This is a genomic window from Lentibacillus populi (assembly GCA_014642895.1).
Taxonomy (GTDB): domain Bacteria; phylum Bacillota; class Bacilli; order Bacillales; family Amphibacillaceae; genus Lentibacillus_C; species Lentibacillus_C populi.
On the sequence record BMJD01000041.1, the window covers coordinates 1 to 21,893 of the forward strand.

Genomic DNA, 21,893 nt, shown 5'->3' on the forward strand with positions numbered 1-21,893 from the left:
GTAAGACGTCTTAGGAATCCCCTAAGATGCAATGGTCTGTGAAACAGGAAGCCCTACCTTCAAGCATTCCGAAAGGATGATAAGGTGGGGTCATTCAATGGGGGTTGCGATGACTAGAGTTGGGATTCATTTGATGGAGAGACGGCACTTGTAAAACAGAGGCAGGAGGTCAGGGGAAGAGGTCGGGATGGAGGGAACTGTGATTTAACAAGTTCCCTCCATTCCGACCTTTTATAATTTGATACAAATTCCGGCCGATCTTCATACTCCCAAAATAGACAATATTAGGATTATTTTTCCCAGTGGAATTACCTTGAAAATATTGCTATAATACATAGTCATAATAAGCGAAATGAATCGTGGTTCATTTACGACAATCAAATAAGGAAGAGATTTATGAAAAACAGCTTTAGAATCTTTAAAACAGACTTAAAAAATATCGGAACAAATTGGGTAGCTGCCATCTTGATTGGCGGCTTAATCATTTTACCGTCACTGTACGCCTGGTTTAATATTAAAGCGTCCTGGGATCCGTATGGGCAGACAGACCAAATACCAGTCGGAGTGGTAAATGAAGATGCCGGGGCAATGGTTCGCGATCAGGAAATTCATGTTGGCGATGATTTAGTCAAAACGTTAAAGAAAAACGATGATATGGATTGGCAATTTGTCAATCGTGATAAGGCAATGGATAAGGTGAAGTATGGTGATTATTACGCGGTGATTGTGATTCCGAAAAATTTTTCCGAAAAACTAGGTACCGTTATTAGTGATAATCCGGAAAAAGCTAAGGTCGAATATTACGTGAATGAAAAACTTAATGCGGTTGCGCCTAAAATTACCGAAAAAGGTGCAAGCGCGATTGTGGAACAAATCAGCAGTAATTTCATTTCAACCGTTAATGGGGTCATTTTCGACATGTTTAACAAAATTGGAATTGAATTGGAAAGTGACTTGCCTGATATTAAACGATTTGAAAATTATGTTTTTACAATGGAGAAAAAGCTGCCGGAAATTCATCAATTACTAAACGAATCGATGTCTGATGCTACTAGTGCACAGGAAATTGTCAAGAAAGCACAAGGATTAGTTCCTGATGCAAAGCAAGTAACGAATAATGGTTTGCAGACGATTGATGAGACGACAGCCTTTTTAAAAAAAGGTGAAGCGCGTTTAAATGAAATGGCGCCGAAAATTAAACAGGATTTGGAGAAGATTCAGAAAATAGCCGCTGAGGCGAACAATTTTATCAGCAAGGTGCAGGGAACCGATATTGATTTCAGCACTGGTAAAGAAATAAGTGACCAGTTAAACGGGAAAGTAAATGAAGCTATTGAGCGGATTAATACTGTTGAAGAGGCATTGCGTCAATTACAAGCACAAAATAATGAGCAGGGAAAAAATGGCGGTACAGACCAGGAGCAAAACGCTGGTGGAAACCTGGAGGACCCGAACAATCAGCAACCTAATAATCAAAATGAGCAGATTGATAAAGCCTTAGAGGAATTAGAAACATTAAAATCGGGGCTTCAGGAAGCGCAGGGGAACGCCAATAAAATAAATTCATTCATTGAGGATAAAAAAGCAGAGGTCGATAGCGTTATTTCCGATTTGCAGGATATAACAGCAACGACGGCGAAAAACATCGATGCCTTTGTCAAAGAATATAAGGAAAATATTGAACCAACCGTTTTACAAGAGATCGATAGGGCTAAAAATACCTTATCCCAGGCCAGAGGAATTTTAGTCGAAATACAGTCAACCATTCCTGAAGTGGAAAGGATTTTAAATCGTACGGGTGATAACCTTGGTGAAGGAAAAGACACATTGGAACATGTACTTGGTCAATTTCCGTATGTAAATGACAAGGTGAATCAGCTGGCCGATCGTATTCGCGATATTCAGGGAGAAACCGATATTAACGAAATTATTCAGCTGCTGCAAAATGATCCGGAAGCAGAACGTGGTTTTTTTGCCCAGCCGGTTGAGCTTAACGAAAATAAGCTATTCCCAATTCCTAATTATGGAACAGGGATGACACCGTTCTACACGGTACTGGCGATTTGGGTAGGTGCTTTACTGCTTATCTCACTGCTGGCTGTTGATATTAAAAATGCTGAAGCCTATACGATCAGGCAAACTTATTTTGGACGACTTTTCACCTTTATGACGATTGGACTCGTTCAGACATTAATTGTCACGCTTGGTGATCTTTTCTTAATTGCTGTTGATGTAAAGGCGGCCCTTTGGTTTGTACTGTTTGGTCTGTTCGTTAGTATCGTGTTTATGTTAACTGTTTACACACTGGTATCGGTATTTGGCGATGTCGGAAAAGCAGTAGCGATTGTCTTTCTCGTCCTGCAAATAGCTGGATCTGGCGGTACCTACCCTGTCGTTTTGCTGCCTGAATTTTTCCAGACAATTAATCCATTCCTGCCGTTTACCTATGCGGTTGACCTGATGCGTGAGGCGGTAGGCGGGATTGTCTGGGAACGCGCTTATCATGACATATTGTTCCTGGCGATATTCGGTATTGCGGCATTACTATTAGGTACTTTCCTGAAAGGGCCAATTAACAGTAAAACGAAATTGCTGATGAAAAAGTCGAAGGAATCGGGATTATTCCATTAGCATAATTTATAGGAGCAATGGGGGCGAGTAGCTTATGCTGCTCGCTTTTTCACTTTTGCATTGCTAAGAAGTACCAACGTCATTTGGTCAGTAAGAGAGTTGATTTTTTTGCTATAATAGAATAGAAATTTCTAGGGAGGAGATAGCATGTGGAACAAAAAAAAGGCTTAAAAATTGTTATTGGACTTATCATTATCCTATTAATCATAAATATCGCAGCAAGCTTTTATTTTTATAATTTGGCAATTGATCGCAACCAGAAGGATTTCCTCCAGGGCAATAGTGATCTGGAAGTATCTGCTGAAGCAATGGAAGTTTTTATGGATGGCGATTGGCGTACATGGGTAGACAATCAGAAATTTGAAGAATTGGAAATGAACTCTTTCGATGGATTAACACTAAAAGGCTATTTTTTACCAGCGAAGAAACCGACAAATAAAACCGTTATATTAGCACATGGTTATCTTGGGAAAGGTAAGGACATGGGATTGTACGCCCAATATTATTATCAGGAACTTGGGTATAACGTGTTGATGCCGGATGCTCGTGGTCATGGACAAAGTGAAGGAGATTACATCGGATTTGGCTGGCACGACCGTTTAGACTATGTGGATTGGATCGGTTTGCTGATTGACAAATTGGGTCCGGATACTGAAATTGTATTGCATGGCGTATCGATGGGTGCGGCAACCGTTTTAATGACAAGCGGGGAAGAGCTTCCGAACAATGTTAAAGCTATCGTTTCAGACAGCGCATATACTAGTGTGAAAGAAATGTTCGCCTATCAAATGAAGCGCATGTTTCATATCCCGACATTTCCAGTATTGCCAACAACAAGCCTGGTGACAGATATGAAGGCAGATTACTCATTATCCGAAGCATCTGCGCTGGATCAGGTGAAAAAGGCGGAAGTTCCGATACTTTATTTCCACGGCAATGCCGATTCATTTGTCCCGACGGAGATGTCCAAGGAACTTTATGAAAATACGAAAAGCAATGCCGAACTCATGATTGTTGATGGAGCTGGACATGGGGAATCATTTGTTGTAGACCGCGAGCGTTATGAAAATAAACTTAGCGCGTTTTTGCGTAAATATGTGAAGGAATAAGCAGTCGTATGGCTGCTTATTTTTGTGTGGATTAGGGAAAGAAGGGATAACCCAGCTGGAACATCAACCGGTGGTGGCGAATATCAAACTGGAGAGCGCGGGTATCAACGGGAGGGGCCGAACATCAACCGTAGAGCACTAAACACCAACGGTATAGGGAGAACATCAACCGGAGAGCGGAAATTTCAACCGGAACGAGAGCATACCATATTTTATCTGTACAAAAAGAGCTGGCACATCACACGTGCCAGCTCACCCCAATAAATCTCTACAAATATTTCTCAAACCAACCGCAAATATGATTTAAACGCGCTATTCGCATTTCCGGGTTGCCGCTTCTGCTTAATTCATGATTGGCACCAGGGAAACGGACAAATGCAACTTCCTTCTTCAGATGCTTTAGAGTAATAAATAATTGTTCACCTTGCTCGATTGGACAGCGCAAGTCTTGTTCGCCATGTACGATTAACAGCGGCGTTTCTACATTTTCGGCATATTTCAACGGTGAAAAATCCCATAGCTTGGCGGGATCGTCTAACAAATTTTTGCCAAGTTCCCATTCTGTGAAAAAGTAGCCGATATCACTGACACCGTAGAAGCTTAGCCAGTTACAGATAGAACGCTGTGTAACTGCTGCTTTGAAGCGGTTTGTGTGTCCGACGATCCAGTTTGTCATAAAGCCGCCATAGCTTCCCCCGGTTACCCCAAGCCGATCGTTATCGATAAAGTCATAGTTTTCCAGGGCATAATCGACAGCGGACATTAAATCGGTATAATCACCATTTCCGTAGTTTTCCCGGCATGCGTTCACAAATTCCTGTCCGTAACCATGACTTCCTCTAGGATTGGTGTACAGGACAACATATCCTTTTGCAGCAAGTAATTGCAGTTCATGAAAAAACGTTTGCCCGTACATCGCATGCGGACCTCCGTGAATTTCTAATACAAATGGATATTTTTTATCTTCTTTAAAATCATACGGATGCAGAAGCCAGCCCTGAATTTCCGAGCCATCCTCTGCAGTAATCGTTATTGTTTCCGGTTCACTAAGAGAAACCTCTTCTAAAAGTTCCGCATTGGCATTTGTTAATTGAGTCAGTTCCGTATTTTTCCACTGATAAAAGTTACATGGATTTGTTGGGGTACTGATCCCAAGAATAAATGTATTGTCCACTCCGTTATAGGAAAAACCGAAGACATGATTGTTATCTTTATATAACACCTCGATATTGCCTTTTAAGTCAGCTTGGTAGAGCCCTGTTGTACCGTGATCACTGCCGATAAAGAATAATTTATCCTCAGCAAGCGACCAAACCGGACCTTCCGTCGAGTAACCCATTCGTGAATCGCCAACCATGACATCACCAAGCTGCATATCAACTTTTGAACTTAAACACGTGCGTTCTTTCGTTGCAACATCAAACACATACAGCTCGTTTAATGTCGCCCCGCTATAGGCATATTCATGGCCGAAGCAAGCAATTTTATCACCGCTTGGCGAGAATCTGGCATTGCCGTATGACCCATTTCCATCCGTTAGTTTGGTTACATCCTTTGTTGCCAGATTTAACATGAAAAGATCATTTGTTAAAGCATAATCAGCATCATCGTCAAGGTTTGCGGAAAAAAGTATAAGATTTCCATCAGGCGAAATATCCTCAAATCCATGATCGGTATCGTTAACCGTCAGCTGGGTAAAGGTAGCTTTCTCTACATCATAAAGTACTAATTGAGCACGTTTGTCATCATGAAATCCATGTGCATCAGACTTATGCTTTAGACGATCAATGACAATTGGCTCCTTTGCTTGCTGTTCTTTTTCCTTTTGCCGTTCTTCCTTGGTTTGTTCGTGCTGATTCCCAACGTCATCATTCTCTTTCAAGCTAGCGGTAAAGACGAGATATTTCCCATCCTTTGACCATTCCGGATTAACGGCACCATTTTTGAAAAATGTCAGTTGTTGTGCCTCGCCGCCGTTTGTTGGAACTATCCAAAGCTGGGACAGCCCGCTCCGTGTCGACTGAAAAACAAGTTTCTTCCCGTCTGGGGAGAACCGTGGATGACTATTTTTGGCGTTAGTAAACGTCCATTGCTTGGGTTCTCCTCCGTTAATTTTTTGCAAAAACAATTGTGATTGGTACTCGTTATCATCATTTACCGTAGCGGAAACAAATGCATATGTATCTTCATTTGGCGCGATTTGCGGGTCACTGTACATGGCAATTTTTGTTAAATCTTCAACGGCTAATGCTCGTTTCACTTTTGGCATAGAAATATCCTCCAATTAATCGTTTTGTTAATTTTAAACTATTTCGAGTTTCGAATCAATTAGAATAATAGAATTTTAGAAATACTAGTTTACGTTTTTCAGAAAGTTCTTTGTTTGTTTTGGACGATTAAAAATATGAATGGTTGTATCTCGCTGCTGATTTAATTTTTGATGAATGATTGGAGCTTTGCTCTTATTAAATTGGTAAACCCATTGAACAAATTCAAGGTCAAGTTTTTCGGGGCAATCCTTTCCAATATCGGGTCGCGTTTTCTTGTGGTATTGAATCCGGCGTTTTACAATTCCATATAAACAGCGAATGGTGCTGTAATGCAGGAAAATGACCGTATCAGCATGTTTGAGCCGAATATCCATTGTTGAACTGTAGTTTCCATCGATAATCCACGTATCCCGATTTATGATATGCTGTTGTGCTTGAACTAATGCTTGACGTTCAATTGGCCGCCACCCTGGCTGCCAGAAGATGGCATCAAGATGATAAACTGGTATATCAAGCTTTTCCCCAAGCTGTTTTGCCAATGTTGACTTGCCTGCACCACCAGAGCCGACAATCATAATTTTTTTCATGGCGTTCCTCCTCATCATTTGTGAACCGAAAAACCCCCTTACAAAAGTGGCAAGGGGGAGTACGCTATGGTGTGTTAGGTTGTCTGTGTGACCTGATTCGGTAAAATTACTGCATCTTTTTCGTATTCTGCCTGAAGCTGTTTGGTAGTCGCACCCGGTTTTCCGTCCGCTATTGTTTTTCCATCAACCGAAATGATCGGCATGATTTCCGACGTGCTGCTGGATAAAAATAATTCATCTGCCAGTGCGATATCTTCAACCGAAAATCCTTCCTCGTTAAAGGGTATCCCAAGCTTTTTCGCAAATTGTTCAACGCGTATCCGTACACAGCCATGCAAAATGTTGTTTGTTGCCGGATGGGTGAAAATTTCACCGTTTCTAACCAGGTAGACATTAGATGAACTGCACTCGGTTACAAACCCGTCTTTATGCAAAATTGCTTCATAGCAGCCATGTTCTTTTGCTTCTTGTTTTGCCAGAACATTAGGCAGCAGGTTCAAGCTCTTAATATAGCAGTTTTCCCAGCGGACATCACGCTTCGTAATCGTTCCAACACCATTTTTCAAAAACTCCAGGTTACGTGATAATGCTGTTACATATGCGTATACATTAGCTGGAACATCCTCAGGGAATGTGTGCTCTCGTGGGGCTGATCCTCGAGTAGCTTGAAGATATACTTTGGCATCTGTTTCGACCTCATTTTTTTGCAATAACGTGTTTAATAAATTTGTAAGCTCATCTTTGGTAAATGGCAACGCAATTTTTACGGCCTCTGCTGACCGGAACAAACGATTGATGTGCTCCTCAAGCAGGTAGTATTTTCCGTTATAGATACGGATAACTTCGTATACACCATCGCCAAACTGTAATCCGCGTTCTTCATAAGGATACTGCAGTGTGTCACGATGGGTAAATTTCGTTTGCGATAAAATAATTGGATAGTTCGCCATTCTTTCGCCTCCCATAAAAGCATAAGCCTATTCTATATCTTCCTGCTGAACTTGTAAATGAGGAATTAATTTATCACTACACCACAAAGTGTACGTAATTCAAAAAACGGGAGGGTGGGGAGGAAGGGCAAGCTAAAACCGTCACGTCCTGTGCGTCGCAAATCCTAACCGAATGAGGTTTCATTTTATAATTTGAGTGATAAATATCATAGTTTTTGTTTAGAGGCTTCTATATAATGGTATTAATAAAGAAAAGCATTCGTATTGTTGTTCGGGGATTGCACCTTTTTCCCGTCTATCTTAGGAAAAGGACTGTGATGGCAAATGGAACCTTTATTGCAACGATTGGATAGCCATGATCATGATATGCTGATTGCCAATACAAAACGATTTTCTGTAAAAAAGGGCGAAATGATTTTTACGGAAGGAAGTCGCGCAGATTACTTATATTTTATTCAAAAGGGTGAAATCCGCCTTTTTAAGGATCTGGGTGAAAATAAAGAGATAACAGTTTTTATCCGCGGTGAGCAAGATTGCTTCGGTGAGATCGGTATTTTTAGCGGGAAAAAGTACTCAAACACAGCTAAAGCAACAAAGGATAGTATTCTATTATCACTGGAAAGGCAAGGAATTGAAACCATCTTAGGGGAGAACGGGAAATTGGGATTACAGTTCACGAAATGGGTTGCTGAGTCCTTGGAAGCAAGCAAAGCCCAAACACGGGATTTTCTCATGTTTGGTTCGGAGGGCGCTGTCGCATCTGTCTTTGTCCGTTTTGCTAACATGTACGGGGTTGTCACCCCGAACGGAGTCCGAATAACCGAGCCGGTCATGATCCGCGATGTCAGCATGTATGTCGGAATTTCCAGAGAAACGGTAAGCCGGATTGTGAACAAATGGAAATCGCAGGGGATACTGACAAATGATAATAAATACTTTTTGGTGAAGGAGATAGGGTATTTAAAAAAATTACTTGCTTGTGATCAATGCGGTGTAGAAAATTGTATATTGTAGGAGGCTGGGACAAAAGTGTTTTTATCAAAGAAAAATCCGAACTATATGATGATTTGTGCATAACCCCGCTCCGGAAATATACTTCGCTAAAGTAGAGCATTGTTCGTTTTTAGAGTTGAACGTTTTAATTATGTCCCAGCCCCTTGTTATTTTCTATAAAAAAACGACAAATTTCTCTTGATTCATGGCGAGTCAGTTGGTATAATAAAAAATGCATTGAAAAAATGCGGAATGCGGGTGTAGTTTAGTGGTAAAACCTCAGCCTTCCAAGCTGATGATGAGGGTTCGATTCCCTTCACCCGCTCCATACATATGTCATAACGCAGTGTTTCGTTATTTAATATACGAAGCGTTGCGTTTTTTATTGTTTAAGAAATTGGATAGTCGAGAGGGGCCGCGTCCAGCTCCAGCGGATAGTGTGCTTTACATATAACGGTGCGACTGTTACATCTGAGTATCCCGCGGTTATAATTAGCCGCATTACTTGAATAAAAGGCTTCCCAGATAGTATTCTTAAGGAATAAATATTAAAATATTGAGGGATTTACATGAAAAATTTAATGCAACAGTTAAAACAACTTGATGGAAAAGGGTATAAGGCGTACAAAAGTCTACAAGGGCACTACAAATACGACCGTTTTAGCCTTTATATTGATTATGTGCAAGGAGATCCTTTTGCTTCACCATCAAAAATTCGTATCGTTGTGCCACCACAACAACGTTCCATAAAAGAGGAATGGATAGAAACGTCCTGTCGTAAAGTGGCAGCAGAAGATGCAATTGCGCGAACAGTAGGGAGAGCAGTTGCTGGAGGCAGACTTCAGGTGAAAGGATCCGGCAAGAGCGGGGCAATTCTGTTTGATACACCGGGTCAGGAAATACTGGAAAGAAGTGCCGTTCAGATCGATTCAGCTAGTACAACGATTTGTATCTCGGTTGGTTTACCTGCGAATGGGAGACGAATAAACGGCAGGGAAGCGGAAAAGTTATTTGCGCAAGTGATTCCTTCTATTATGCAAAAATCGATCTTTACCATTACCGATCAAGAAATTGAACGGGCTGTGCAATTGGCCGATCAGCAGGAAGCGATTCGAATCGAAATGCGGGATCAGGGCTGGGTTGCCTTTATTGCTAATGGCGCAAGTTTGCCAAGAGAGAGCGGTGTAAGCAATCGTCCACTTAAACAGGCGGTTCCGTTTCAAAGCCCGGAAGAAAATGAAGTTGCGATCAGCATCCCGCACCGAACAGAACCGATCACTGGAATGGCTATCAAAAAAGGAATCACCTTAATTGTTGGTGGTGGCTATCATGGTAAAAGTACGGTTCTGGAAGCAATTGAACGTGGGGTTTACTCCCATACGAAGGGTGATGGGCGTGAATTTGTCCTTACCGATCCAGATGCGGTAAAAATTCGTGCAGAGGATGGCCGGCAGATTACCGGGGTAAACATTTCGCCATTTATTTCGAACCTGCCACATAAACAGGACACACAATTTTTCTCAACAGAAAATGCAAGTGGCAGTACATCACAAGCAGCAAATGTAATGGAAGCACTAGAGGCTGGTGCGACAACATTACTGATCGACGAGGACACGAGTGCAACCAACTTTATGATTCGGGATCATCGCATGCAACAGTTGGTGAAACAAGAACAGGAGCCAATTACACCTTTTATTGACAAGGTGAAACAAATGCGTGATCAGCTTGATGTCTCAACCATCCTTGTAATGGGAGGTTCCGGTGATTATTTTGCAGTAGCCGATGAAGTGATGATGATGGATGAATACGTGCCGCATAATGTAACGGAGAAGGCTAAGGCAATTATGGAGCAATATCCAATGGAGCGGAATCATGCCAATACCGGAAAGTTTGGTGTTATCTCGGATCGGCGTTTAAAGCAGAGCAGCCTGCAAACACAAAAAGGAAAGCGGGCCAAAACGCAGGCAAAAGGGTTAACCAAAATCCTGATGGGAAGAACAGAAATTTCATTTGGTCAGACCGAACAATTGGCAGACGCATCACAAACCCGGATGATTGCCGAGATAATTTCCTATTTGGACCGGACGAATGGATTGGAAAAGGCAGGTTCTTTATCGGAATTGCTTACGACAATAGAGCGAAAAATAGATCATAATGGGTTGGCTTCATTTACAGCATTTCCAAACCAGCATCCCGGTGATATTGCCCGCCCACGCAAATATGAAATTGCTGCCGTATTGAACCGAATCCGGACATTAAAGGTAAGCCAACTGGATTAGGGCGGTTCACTGCCGGGGTTACGTGGTTACTGTAGATATAATGCAATTTACTGTCGATGTTCCGAGTTTACCTGCCGATATTCAGTGCTTTACTGTCGATGTTCCGAGTTTACCTGCCGATATTCAGTGCTTTACTGTTGATGTTCCGAGTTTACCTGTCGATATTCAGTGCTTTACTGTTGATATTACCAGTTTACCTGCCGATATTACCCGGTTCACTACGGATATACTTGCGCAATTTACTGCCGATGCAACACAGTTCACTATCAACGTTAAGGAATTGGAATTGGGAATGGTATGGGATCTATGTACAAGAAAGAGGAAGTGAGTTCAATGGATGTAGGACAGCTGAAACAAGAAATAGTTGCATACAGCAAGGAAATAGGCATCGATAAAATTGGCTTTGCTTCTGCCGATGTGTTTGGAGAATTAAAAGAACGGCTCAAACGTCAGCAAACTCTCGGCTATCAATCCGGGTTTGAAAAGGGATCGATCGAGGAACGGACCGAACCAAAGCGATTATTGCCGGAAGCACAATCGATCCTGTCCATTGCCATTGCTTACCCCTCACGTATGAAGAACGCACCAAAGGGAACCAGGGAGGAGCGTCGCGGGATTTTTTGCCGGGCATCCTGGGGAACCGATTATCATGTTATTTTAAGGGAGCGCCTGGAGAAACTGTCTGCATTTATTGAGGAAAAGGTTCCAGGGGCCTCCACTAAAGTGATGGTGGATACAGGCGAGCTTTCGGACCGTGCGGTGGCTGAACGAGCAGGTATTGGTTTCAGTGGTAAAAATTGTGCCATTATTACGCCCGAGTTTGGCTCCTATGTTTACCTTGGTGAATTAATCACAAATATCCCGTTTATCCCGGACTCACCGGTTGAGGATAGCTGTGGAGATTGCCGCAAGTGTCTTGATGCTTGTCCAACCGGAGCACTTGTTCAGGGCGGCCAGTTAAATGCCCAGCGCTGTTTATCATTTTTAACCCAGACAAAAGGATTTTTGGCCGATGAATTCCGTGTGGAGCTTGGTAACCGTGTATATGGCTGTGATACATGCCAGCAGGTTTGTCCGAAAAATAAACAAATGGATTTTCATTTTCACCCCGAAGCTGAACCACAACCGGAAGCTGCCAAACCGAAGCTGAAACCGATGTTGCGCATATCGAATCGGGAATTTAAGGAGACGTTTGGTCATATGGCTGGTTCCTGGCGTGGGAAGAAGCCCATTCAGCGAAATGCGATAATCGCACTTGCACATTTTAAAGATGAAACAGCTGTAGACGAATTAGTTGCAGTGATGAACAATGATCCGCGTCCGGTCATTCGCGGAACTGCAGCGTGGACACTTGGGAAAATTGGCACGGATGAAGCAATTACAGCAATTAAGGAAGCAATGGAAAAGGAAACTGATGATCAGGTTTTGTTCGAAATGGAGAAAGGGTTAGATTTCCAGAAGAACAGATACTAATGATAGAAAAGGGGGGAATAAATATGGGAGAAACAAAGCTGTATTACGACGAAATGGTTTCACCAGTCGGTTCATTATTAATCATTAGTGACGGCCAAAGAATCGTTCGGATCGATTACGGCTTAATGGCCGATTTGGAAACACAGCTGCAAAAGTGGGGAGATCGTTATTTTGACCATCCGGTGTTTGTACAGGATGCAAAGAAAGTGAACCATGTAAAAGAACAGCTTCAGGCGTATTTTCAACGTAAAAGTCAGGAATTTTCGTTCAATTTTGCTTTTCACGGAACCCCATTTCAGCAAAAAGTCTGGCAGGCTCTATGTGATACGATTCCATATGGTGTGACGAAAACATATAAGGATATTGCTGTAACAATTGGCAATCCGAAAGCAGTGCGGGCAGTCGGCGGGGCAGTCAACAAGAACCCGTTCTCAATTGTTGTACCGTGCCACAGGGTAATTGGTACAAACGGGAAAATGGTCGGGTACAATGGTGGACTGGATAAAAAAGAATATTTACTGCAGCATGAACAAGTTTTGCTAGTGTGAATAATTCAAAGGTAATTATTTTTGGAGTTAACAACATTCAGGAAAACGGAAGCATTGTTCGGGATTCAAGTTTAAGAGGATGTTCAAAAAGTCCGGTGAAAATGACACTTCGAGATAAGGGGATCTTCGACTAAATTCCGACACGTCCTGTGTCGAACGTCGAAGTCACCACATCCTGTGGAAGCTCGTTGGCTTGTTTCTCCGCTGCTCATGTATCTAATTGCATAGGGGATCTTCGACTAAATTCCGACACGTCCTGTGTCGAACGTCGAAGTCACCACATCCTGTGGAAGCTCGTTGGCTTGTTTCTCCGCTGCTCATGTATCTAATTGCATAGGGGACCTTCTGCTAAAACCACCCACGACAATCGCCAACAGCAGAAGTCAGCACTTCCTGTGCAAGGTGAGCTGCTCGAAACTACGCTGCCTTGAACTGTGACTACTGGACGCGCTAGTGTCGGCGTTGCAACAGGACGCCCGAGAACTTAGCCGACCTCGGTCCTTTTCATCCTCCTTTTTGAACACACTCTTTAAAAATCAATTCTTGAGACAACCTTTCTCTCCATATATATGTAATGGAGGGGATTTTTTATGGAAATAGTAAAGGATTGGTGGGTTGATTTCTTTCAATCAGAAGTTACGCATGAAGAATGGTGGAGGCGGAAAAAAGATTTATGCAAAGAGCGGGGAGTAGAAATTAGCCGCATTCAGGGGAATGGACATATTTTCCAGGAGTTGCGTTATGATCGGGGATCAACCTTTCAATATAATTTGCATGTATCCTATTTAATGAAACAAGGGGAATATTTTTACCGTGAAGAGCAAGTAGTACCGTTCCAATTTCGAATTAGCAGCGATCAAAAGATTGAACATCTGCCCCTAGACCGAAAGCTTGAAAATACCGGTGAAAATAAGATACTGCCATCTGACGGGGAACGAGATTTGGAGGAACATCGCTTTTCTTATGATAGGTTAGCTGCAGTGAAATATGCAGAACGTTGGTGGAACAGCTATAATCCTGCTTTTCGCACATTTACTGTCGATTGTACAAACTATATTTCGCAGTGTCTTTATGCTGGAGGGGCGCCAATGCGGGGGGCACCAGACAGGGGGAACGGGTGGTGGTACCAAAATGACAATTGGAGTTTCAGCTGGGCAGTAGCTCATTCGCTTCGCTGGTATTTAAGCGGTTCAACAAAGGGTTTAAAAGGGAAAGAAATGGAATCAGCTGAGGAGCTAATCCCTGGTGATGTGATTTGCTATGATTTTGAAGGGGACGACAAGTGGAATCACACGACAATTGTCGTGGCGAAGGATGCGTATGGAATGCCGCTTGTCAATGCCCATACAGATAACAGCCGCAACCGGTATTGGTCGTACGAAGATTCAACTGCATGGACGCCGAATATCAACTATAAGTTTTTCCGCATTGGCGAGTAGTGGTATAATAATCTTCGTATTTAACAAGGTAAGGAGAATGAATTGTGAGTTTACACGTTGTTTTATATCAGCCAGAAATTCCAGCAAATACAGGAAATATAGCTAGAACATGCTTAGCAGTAGGTGCAACACTACATTTAATCCACCCGCTTGGATTTTCTACCGATGATAAAATGGTAAGGCGGGCTGGACTCGATTATTGGAAACATGTAGATATTCGGGAATACGATTCACTCGAAGCATTATACCGGACATATCCAGATGGTAACTTTTACTATATTGAAAACTTCGGAAAAAAATATTACACGGATTATGATTATAGTAATACGGCGGAAGACCTGTTTTTTGTATTTGGCAGGGAAACGAACGGAATTCCCAAAAACTTGTTAGAGGGAAAAGAAGATAAATGTTTACGAATTCATATGACTGATAAGGTACGGTCACTGAACTTATCCAATACTGCAGCAATTATTGTGTATGAAGCGTTAAGACAACAAGGGTTTCATGGCTTGAAATAAAAAGCTGCTCCGCTATAAAACGGGGCAGCTTTCTTTTTATTGTTTTGTTGGTTTCCCGGGCTTTGCTTCATAACCTGAAGTAAAGCAAGATACAATAAATGTAACAATAACTCCCATTAACAATGCCATTTTCATGTTCTGTTGCCTCCCTTTTATAACTGTATGTAAAAAGATTATCGTTAATTAATATGTCCTTATTATACCGAATAATTTTCCGGATGTGAACTATTTGCGGGGATAGTTATAAAAAATCCGAAGAGACAAATGAAAAACATCTCTAAATCGGGTTTTATCTTATATAACCTGACCTTTCTTTTTTACAAAATATCGACATTTAAAAAGTTTAACCGCTGATGGTGTCTTATATTGTTTATCGGCATAAAATAGGGTATATTAGTTGATGAAGTCATTCGACCGTTCTATAATGGATACGGAATGTGATAATACCGTTACGAAACGGAGAAAGTTAACTGCTAATGGGGGTATAAGACGTGGCACAGAATGAAGAATCGAGTGAGAGATTCTGGGGAAAATTTTATGGTCCTAACATGGGGTATATTGAAGAACAATATGACTTATACAAAGAGGATCCTGAAGCTATTGATTCATCTTTACGAGAACTTTTTGAACAGCATGGAGCCCCCAACTGGACGCATTATACGAATGGTGCAGCAGAAACATCAGCAGCATCACCTTCCATAAGCGATGTGAAAAAACTGACCTCAGCAATGAAACTTGTTGAGGCTATTCGTCGTTATGGACACTTGGAAGCTGATATTTATCCGGTTGGACGCGATAAAAACCGAAAGTCAGACATTGTCAATCCGAAAACCTATGGATTATCAGAAGAGGATTTAAAAAATATCCCGGCATCATGGTTATGGGAGGAAGCACCGACTGGTGTCGACAATGGATTTGAAGTTATGGAGCAATTGAAAAAATATTATTGCGGTACAATAACGTTTGAATATGATCATGTCAACAATGATGACGAACGTAAATGGCTATTGGAACGAATCGAATCTGGAAAGTACCAACTATCGCTTTCAGACGAAGAAAAGAAACATTTACTGGAGCGTCTTGCCCATGTAGAAGGTTTTGAAGGATTTTTACAAAAAACGTTTGTTGGACAAAAGCGCTTTTCGATTGAAGGCTTAGAGGTAATGATTCCAATGCTGGACCAAATTGTGAAGCATGCGACATCCGACAAAATTGAACATATTATGATGGGGATGGCACACCGTGGTCGGCTAAGTGTATTGTCACATATTTTGGGAAAACCGTACGATAAGATTTTTTCCGAATTTCATCATTCACCGGATAAGGAATTGATTCCTTCAGAAGGTTCAACTGGGATTAATTATGGCTGGACTGGTGATGTAAAGTATCACTTCGGGGCAACAACGGAAGTGAAGGACAGTGAAGAAATGTCCACCCATATTACGTTGGCGCACAATCCGTCTCATTTGGAATTTGTCAACCCGGTTGTTCAAGGATTTACCCGTGCAGCACAGGATACTCGTTCGGAAAAAGGATATCCAAAACAGGACGTTAACAAGGCGTTTAATGTGTTAATTCATGGGGACGCCGCCTTTATTGGGGAGGGAGTTGTCGCTGAATCGCTGAATTTAAGCGGGCTGCCTGGTTACCATACAGGCGGGACACTTCATTTAATTGCAAATAACCTTGTTGGCTATACAACAGACCAAAGAGATGGACGCTCAACCCGATATGCAAGTGATTTGGCAAAAGGCTATGAAATCCCGATTATTCATGTGAATGCGGATGATCCAATTGCCTGTGTATCGGCAATGAATCTTGCTTATGAATACCGTAAAGAGTTTCATAAAGACTTTTTGATTGATTTGGTTGGCTACCGTCGTTATGGCCATAACGAAATGGATGAGCCAAGAACAACACAACCACAGCTCTATCAAGATATCGATAAACACCCAACCGTTGCACAGGTTTTTACTGATGTATTAACGAGGGATGGCATTATTGAGGAAGGAAGCCTGGCAAAAATAAAAGATCAGGTAGAAAGCAGTTTGCGTGACATTTTTGACAGTATGAGAGAAAACGACACCGGTGAAGCGGAAGCAAAATGCATGCCCAAAGCGTTAACAAATGATATCGACCAATTTGATACAGCTGTCCCACTTGAGCAATTGAAAGCATTAAATAAAGGATTGTTGAAACGCCCAGAAGGATTTACCGGATTCAAGAAGCTGGAAAAAATCCTGAAGCGGCGTGAAAATGTCCTGGAGGAAGGCAATAAAGCCGACTGGGGTGCTGGCGAAGCGTTGACATATGCTTCCATTTTACAGGACGGGATTCCGGTCCGGCTAACAGGGCAGGACTCAGAGCGGGGGACATTTGCCCATCGTCATATTGTGTTACATGATGTGAAGAAGCAGGATTCCTATTGCTTAATGCATGGTCTGGATGAGGCCAAAGCATCTTTTGATATTCGGAACAGCCCGCTTTCAGAAGCAGGAGTTTTAGGCTATGAATATGGGTATAGTGTTCAATCACCGAATACATTAGTGCTGTGGGAAGCACAATTTGGTGATTTTGCCAATGCGGCCCAAGTTATTTTTGATCAGTTTATTTCGGCAGCCCGGGCAAAATGGGGCGAGAAATCAAACATGGTTATTTTGCTGCCGCACGGATATGAAGGTCAAGGACCGGAGCATTCCAGTGCCCGTTTGGAAAGATATTTGCAGTTGGCCGCAGAAAACAACATCATTGTAGCCAATGTTACATCATCCGCACAGTTCTTCCATTTGATTCGTCGTCAGGCGGCAATGCGCGGACGTGAGGAAGCAAGACCGCTTATCCTAATGACACCGAAAAGTCTTTTGCGTAATCAGCGTGTTGCATCGAGTGCTGAGGAATTTTCGGAAGGGAGATTCCAGGCGTTACGCTCACAGCCTAATTTAAAAGTGAGCAAGGAGGATGCGAAACGCTTGCTGATCGGAAGCGGAAAAGTAATGGTGGACATTGAGGAGGCTCTTGATAAATCAGAAGAAAGCTTTGACTGGTTACGGGTATTAAGACTAGAGCAAATTTATCCTTTCCCTGAGGAAGAATTAGCAAAAGAATTAGCAGAAATGCCAAACGTTGAGGAAATCGTTTGGGTACAGGAAGAACCAAAAAACATGGGAGCTTGGGACTTTGTTGATGATTATTTACGTGATTTGCTAAAAGACGGTCAAACTTTACGCTATATTGGCCGGCCTGATCGTGCAGCCCCTGCAGTTGGCGAACCGAATGTGCATAAAACAGAACAAAACCAAATCGTCCGTGAAGCAATCAATGAATCAATAGGAGGAGATTCCAGTGAAAGAAATTAAGATTCCAGAACTAGCTGAGTCCATCACAGAAGGCACAATCGCTGAATGGTTAGTAAAAAAGGGTGACAAAATCGAGAAGGGCGATCCGGTAGTTGAACTGGAGACCGACAAAGTAAACGTCGAAGTAAACGCTGATTCTGCAGGTGTACTTGTTGAGATTGTCGCGAGTGAAGGTGATGATGTCGAAGTAGGGGATGTTATCGCAAAAGTAGATGAAAATGGAGAAGCTGGCGGTGATGCTTCAGGGGAAAAAGCAGAACCAAAAGCAGAAGAAGAAGCACCAAAAGAAGGGCCGAAACAAGCAGCACCAAAGCAGGATGAAAAGCAGGATGAAACAAAATCGGACCAAGGTGTTATCGCATCACCTGCAGCCAGAAAACGGGCTCGTGAATTAAACATTGATCTTAGCCAGGTAAGTACACGCGATCCGCTAGGCCGGGTTCGTCCTGAAGATGTTGAAGCAGCAGCCAAAGGTGGAAATGAACAAAAACAGGAAAAACCGGCTAAAACAGCAGCACCTAAAAATACGGAGAAAACGGAATTTGACAAACCTGTTGAACGGATAAAAATGTCACGACGCCGTCAAACAATCGCTAACCGTCTTGTTGAAGTGCAGCATGAAGCAGCAATGTTGACGACGTTTAATGAAGTAGACATGACTGCGGTTATGAAGCTCCGCAGCCAGCGTAAAGAAAACTTTATTAAAAAACATGATGTCAAACTTGGATTTATGTCGTTCTTTACCAAAGCAGTAGTTGGCGCTTTGAAAGAATTTCCACTAATTAACTCGGAAATTCAAGGTAATGAACTAGTGTTGAAAAAATTCTATGATATTGGTATCGCAGTATCAACAGATGAAGGTCTCGTCGTACCAGTTGTTCGTGATGCGGACCGATTAGACTTCGCTGGTATTGAGCGCGAAATCGGCAATTTAGGGCAGAAGGCAAAAAACAAAGAATTATCGTTAAATGACCTGCAAGGTGGTACATTTACGATTACGAATGGCGGAACATTCGGCTCCATGATGTCGACACCTATTTTAAATGCACCACAGGTTGGTATCCTTGGAATGCACAATATCGTTAAACGGCCAATGGTTATGCCGGATGATACCATTGAAGTTCGACCAATGATGTACCTGGCTTTATCATATGATCACCGTGTTGTTGACGGTAAAGAAGCAGTCCAATTCCTGGTGCGTATTAAACAACTTTTGGAAGATCCTTACGATTTGTTGTTGGAAGGATAATATATAAAAGCCTCACTTTGATGGTACAGGGTGAGGCTTTTTGTGTTTTATGGTAATTTACTCGGAAAGCTATATGTGGGAATAGATGACATAGTTGAATACTAATTTGTTGTAACTCTTTTTAACAACTTTATATCAGCTTGCATTTCGGAGACTGTCTCGTTTAGCCCTTCTATATCGGGTTTCATTTCTGCATTTTTTCCGTCTGCTTTTTGATTAGCTGTACATCATTTTGCGTGGACTTCAAATGTTTAATAGTCATTGCGTGATTGGTCTTGATCAATGTGTGGTTCATTTCAACGAATTCATGAAGATTTTTGATTTTTAGTTGTATATTGCTAAATTCTTTTTTCGTTGTTTGCTCGAATGATTTAAATCTGCTCTCATATGAATCGAATTTACTTTCAAAAGCGCCAACCCCTGCATCAAGGGAATCGAATTTACTTTCAAAAGCGCCAACCCTTGCATCAAGGGAATCGAATTTACTTTCAAAAGCGCCAACCCTTGCATCAAGGGAATCAAATTTACTATCAAAAGTGCCAACCTTTGCATCAAGGGAATCGAATTTACTATCAAAGGTGCCAACCTTTGCATCAAGGGAATCGAAATTACTATCAAAAGTATCAACTTTTCCATCAATAGAATCCAATCTCGTGTTTATCTTATTAATTTGTTCCAATACTATTTGTAAATCTTCGCCCATATTATACGACCACCCTTCTATATATTATTTCATGTTAGTAGACCCCGAGAGTTGGGATATATTCTATTATACCATGTTTGCCAAATTAGTCATGAAGTTAAATTTTAATTTCTCACTAAAGAACACTACTTAAAATTGAATTTTCACATAGAGAAAATGGTATTTTCGGATAACTATTTACATTGGAAATACAATTTTACATAAATTTATTTCTGATCTATTGCAAAAACCAATAAAAACGAATAATATATTAAGTGTTGATTTAAATTATTCGTGATTGTAGGTGTAACAGATGGATAAATTATTTAAACTAAAGCAAAACAATACAAATATCCGAACAGAGATAGTTGGTGGCGTGACAACATTTCTTACCATGGTTTATATTATCGTTGTTAATCCGGCAATTCTTTCTTCTGCAGGAGTCCCTTTTAATCAAGTGTTTATGGCTACCGTTATTTCCGCAGTAGTTGGAACGTTGTGTATGGCATTTTTTGCAAATTATCCAATTGCGATTGCTCCAGGAATGGGGATGAATGCGTATTTTGCCAGTGTTGTTGCCACACAGGGTTTATCGTATCAAGTTATATTTGGAACGGTATTTCTAGCAGGTATTATTTTTATGTTATTAAGCTTTACCACATTGCGCGAGACATTAATCGAAGCAATTCCGTCATCATTGAAATTTGGGATTACATCTGGGATTGGCCTGTTTATTGCTTTTTTAGGGCTAAAAATGTCGGGAATTGTTGTTCCAAATGAAGCCAATATGGTTGGTTTTGGTGATTTACATGCCCCTGGAACCATATTAACACTAGCCGGATTGTTTATTACTTTAATTCTGATGACTTGGAATGTGAAGGGTGCATTGTTTATTGGCATGATCGCAACAGGGGTGATTGGCTTTTTTACGGGGCAATTAAAGTTTGATGGGGTTGTTTCGGCACCGCCAGTACCAGTATTTTTTGATATGGATGTTGCCGGTGTATTTAGTAATGGACTATACACCATTGTGTTTGCCTTTTTACTTGTTACCATTTTTGATACAACAGGTACATTAATTGGCGTAGCTGAACAAGCTGGTTTTATGAAAAATGGCAAACTGCCACGTGCGAAAGCAGCACTCATGGCTGATGCGACTGCCACTACAATTGGATCGATGTTTGGGACAAGTCCTTCAACTGCCTATGTCGAATCGACTTCTGGTGTAGCGGCGGGTGGTAGAACTGGTTTGACGTCCGTAGTTATAGCAATTCTTTTTGCCATATCGATATTTTTTACACCGATCATTGGGGCGATTGCCAATCTGTCAGCCATTACAGCACCCGTTTTGATCATTGTCGGATGTTTCATGATGGAGGGGCTGGCACGAATCGACTGGAAGACGTTTGATGAAGCATTCCCAGCGTTTGCGATTATTTTAACGATGCCATTGACGTCAAGTATTGCAACTGGAATATCAATCGGGTTTATTACGTATCCATTATTGAAATTAGTTAGCGGGAAAGGGAAGGATGTTCACTGGATTTTATATTTGTTCGGGATTATTTTTGTGCTGCAAATGATCTTTTTCCCCGCGCATTAACAAGTAATATATGAAATGAACAAAGGCACTGGAGCCGGACGTGGCTTATCCGGTTATTAAGTTATCCACAGCCACCAAATTTTATAATTTCCTAGACAACAAGAAAGACCTCAGTTACGTGTACTGGGGTCTTTTGCTGCTCCATTTACTAAAAAAGCCGGAATAGGGGACAACTAACTGCATTGATAATTTTAATTGTATTTTAA

The 21,893-nt window shown here is 41.6% G+C and carries 16 protein-coding genes and 1 tRNA gene; 13 read left to right on the forward strand and 4 right to left on the reverse strand.

Going from position 1 to position 21,893, the window contains the following annotated elements; translation table 11 throughout:
- Nucleotides 1-396 precede the first annotated feature (396 nt).
- Together IEX12_RS18370 and IEX12_RS18375 are read left to right on the forward strand one after the other, a co-directional pair.
- Nucleotides 397-2,631, forward strand: coding sequence for a YhgE/Pip domain-containing protein (locus tag IEX12_RS18370; RefSeq protein WP_088049584.1), 2,235 nt, complete (start codon nucleotides 397-399; stop codon nucleotides 2,629-2,631).
- A 149-nt stretch (nucleotides 2,632-2,780) separates the two neighbouring features.
- Entirely contained in the window at nucleotides 2,781-3,740 is a 960-nt protein-coding gene (locus tag IEX12_RS18375; protein ID WP_088049585.1) for an alpha/beta hydrolase, read from the forward strand.
- A 268-nt stretch (nucleotides 3,741-4,008) separates the two neighbouring features.
- Here IEX12_RS18375 and IEX12_RS18380 read toward each other — a convergent pair whose 3' ends face one another.
- The 3 genes from IEX12_RS18380 to dat all read right to left on the reverse strand — a co-directional run bounded on the left by IEX12_RS18380 (nucleotide 4,009) and on the right by dat (nucleotide 7,547).
- Nucleotides 4,009-6,009, reverse strand: coding sequence for a S9 family peptidase (locus IEX12_RS18380; protein ID WP_188725644.1), 2,001 nt, complete (start codon nucleotides 6,007-6,009; stop codon nucleotides 4,009-4,011).
- Nucleotides 6,010-6,093: 84 nt separating this feature from the next.
- Nucleotides 6,094-6,597 carry a DNA topology modulation protein gene (locus IEX12_RS18385; RefSeq protein WP_088049587.1) on the reverse strand — a complete coding sequence of 168 codons (504 nt, stop codon included), beginning with the start codon at nucleotides 6,595-6,597 and terminating at the stop codon, nucleotides 6,094-6,096.
- Between the two features lie 74 nt (nucleotides 6,598-6,671).
- A complete protein-coding gene (gene dat / locus IEX12_RS18390; RefSeq protein ID WP_102415572.1) occupies nucleotides 6,672-7,547 on the reverse strand; it encodes a D-amino-acid transaminase in 876 nt (291 codons plus the stop codon).
- A 324-nt stretch (nucleotides 7,548-7,871) separates the two neighbouring features.
- Between dat and IEX12_RS18395 the strand changes: the two genes are divergently transcribed.
- The 10 genes from IEX12_RS18395 (at nucleotide 7,872) to odhB (ending at nucleotide 19,402) form a co-directional block, all read left to right on the forward strand.
- On the forward strand, nucleotides 7,872-8,561 hold the full coding sequence (locus tag IEX12_RS18395) for a Crp/Fnr family transcriptional regulator (protein ID WP_155555062.1): 690 nt from the start codon (nucleotides 7,872-7,874) through the stop codon (nucleotides 8,559-8,561).
- Between the two features lie 233 nt (nucleotides 8,562-8,794).
- Nucleotides 8,795-8,868 (forward strand) — tRNA-Gly (locus IEX12_RS18400).
- Nucleotides 8,869-9,109: 241 nt separating this feature from the next.
- Nucleotides 9,110-10,819 carry an ABC-ATPase domain-containing protein gene (locus tag IEX12_RS18405; RefSeq protein WP_188725645.1) on the forward strand — a complete coding sequence of 570 codons (1,710 nt, stop codon included), beginning with the start codon at nucleotides 9,110-9,112 and terminating at the stop codon, nucleotides 10,817-10,819.
- A 22-nt stretch (nucleotides 10,820-10,841) separates the two neighbouring features.
- Nucleotides 10,842-11,147, forward strand: a complete 306-nt coding sequence (locus tag IEX12_RS18410; protein ID WP_102415569.1) for a hypothetical protein — start codon at nucleotides 10,842-10,844, stop codon at nucleotides 11,145-11,147.
- Between the two features lie 5 nt (nucleotides 11,148-11,152).
- Nucleotides 11,153-12,292: a tRNA epoxyqueuosine(34) reductase QueG gene (gene queG / locus IEX12_RS18415; protein ID WP_102415568.1), complete on the forward strand. Its 1,140-nt coding sequence runs from the start codon at nucleotides 11,153-11,155 to the stop codon at nucleotides 12,290-12,292.
- Between the two features lie 23 nt (nucleotides 12,293-12,315).
- Nucleotides 12,316-12,840: a methylated-DNA--[protein]-cysteine S-methyltransferase gene (locus IEX12_RS18420; protein WP_102415567.1), complete on the forward strand. Its 525-nt coding sequence runs from the start codon at nucleotides 12,316-12,318 to the stop codon at nucleotides 12,838-12,840.
- 590 nt (nucleotides 12,841-13,430) lie between these two features.
- Entirely contained in the window at nucleotides 13,431-14,279 is an 849-nt protein-coding gene (locus IEX12_RS18425) for an amidase domain-containing protein (protein WP_088049594.1), read from the forward strand.
- Nucleotides 14,280-14,323: 44 nt separating this feature from the next.
- Entirely contained in the window at nucleotides 14,324-14,797 is a 474-nt protein-coding gene (trmL, locus tag IEX12_RS18430; RefSeq protein WP_088049595.1) for a tRNA (uridine(34)/cytosine(34)/5-carboxymethylaminomethyluridine(34)-2'-O)-methyltransferase TrmL, read from the forward strand.
- A 491-nt stretch (nucleotides 14,798-15,288) separates the two neighbouring features.
- Nucleotides 15,289-18,153, forward strand: coding sequence for a 2-oxoglutarate dehydrogenase E1 component (locus IEX12_RS18435; RefSeq protein WP_088049596.1), 2,865 nt, complete (start codon nucleotides 15,289-15,291; stop codon nucleotides 18,151-18,153).
- Nucleotides 18,140-19,402, forward strand: a complete 1,263-nt coding sequence (gene odhB, locus IEX12_RS18440; RefSeq protein ID WP_188725646.1) for a 2-oxoglutarate dehydrogenase complex dihydrolipoyllysine-residue succinyltransferase — start codon at nucleotides 18,140-18,142, stop codon at nucleotides 19,400-19,402. The genes IEX12_RS18435 and odhB overlap by 14 nt, the downstream gene beginning before the upstream one ends.
- A 184-nt stretch (nucleotides 19,403-19,586) precedes the next feature.
- On the opposite strand, the gene IEX12_RS18445 is transcribed toward odhB, so the two are convergent.
- Nucleotides 19,587-20,105, reverse strand: a complete 519-nt coding sequence (locus tag IEX12_RS18445; protein WP_188725647.1) for a hypothetical protein — start codon at nucleotides 20,103-20,105, stop codon at nucleotides 19,587-19,589.
- Between the two features lie 292 nt (nucleotides 20,106-20,397).
- Between IEX12_RS18445 and IEX12_RS18450 the strand changes: the two genes are divergently transcribed.
- Nucleotides 20,398-21,687 carry an NCS2 family permease gene (locus tag IEX12_RS18450; protein WP_188725648.1) on the forward strand — a complete coding sequence of 430 codons (1,290 nt, stop codon included), beginning with the start codon at nucleotides 20,398-20,400 and terminating at the stop codon, nucleotides 21,685-21,687.
- Nucleotides 21,688-21,893: the final 206 nt, after the last annotated feature.

What these genes read in the sequence shown, in the direction of transcription:
- IEX12_RS18395 (WP_155555062.1), top strand. Translation starts at nt 7,872, where the DNA reads ATGGAACCTTTATTGCAACGATTGGATAGCCATGATCATGATATGCTG.
- dat (WP_102415572.1), bottom strand. Translation starts at nt 7,547, where the DNA reads ATGGCGAACTATCCAATTATTTTATCGCAAACGAAATTTACCCATCGT.
- IEX12_RS18405 (WP_188725645.1), top strand. Translation starts at nt 9,110, where the DNA reads ATGAAAAATTTAATGCAACAGTTAAAACAACTTGATGGAAAAGGGTAT.
- IEX12_RS18450 (WP_188725648.1), top strand. Translation starts at nt 20,398, where the DNA reads ATGGATAAATTATTTAAACTAAAGCAAAACAATACAAATATCCGAACA.
- queG (WP_102415568.1), top strand. Translation starts at nt 11,153, where the DNA reads ATGGATGTAGGACAGCTGAAACAAGAAATAGTTGCATACAGCAAGGAA.
- IEX12_RS18385 (WP_088049587.1), bottom strand. Translation starts at nt 6,597, where the DNA reads ATGAAAAAAATTATGATTGTCGGCTCTGGTGGTGCAGGCAAGTCAACA.
- IEX12_RS18370 (WP_088049584.1), top strand. Translation starts at nt 397, where the DNA reads ATGAAAAACAGCTTTAGAATCTTTAAAACAGACTTAAAAAATATCGGA.
- IEX12_RS18420 (WP_102415567.1), top strand. Translation starts at nt 12,316, where the DNA reads ATGGGAGAAACAAAGCTGTATTACGACGAAATGGTTTCACCAGTCGGT.
- IEX12_RS18445 (WP_188725647.1), bottom strand. Translation starts at nt 20,105, where the DNA reads ATGGGCGAAGATTTACAAATAGTATTGGAACAAATTAATAAGATAAAC.
- IEX12_RS18380 (WP_188725644.1), bottom strand. Translation starts at nt 6,009, where the DNA reads ATGCCAAAAGTGAAACGAGCATTAGCCGTTGAAGATTTAACAAAAATT.
- IEX12_RS18425 (WP_088049594.1), top strand. Translation starts at nt 13,431, where the DNA reads ATGGAAATAGTAAAGGATTGGTGGGTTGATTTCTTTCAATCAGAAGTT.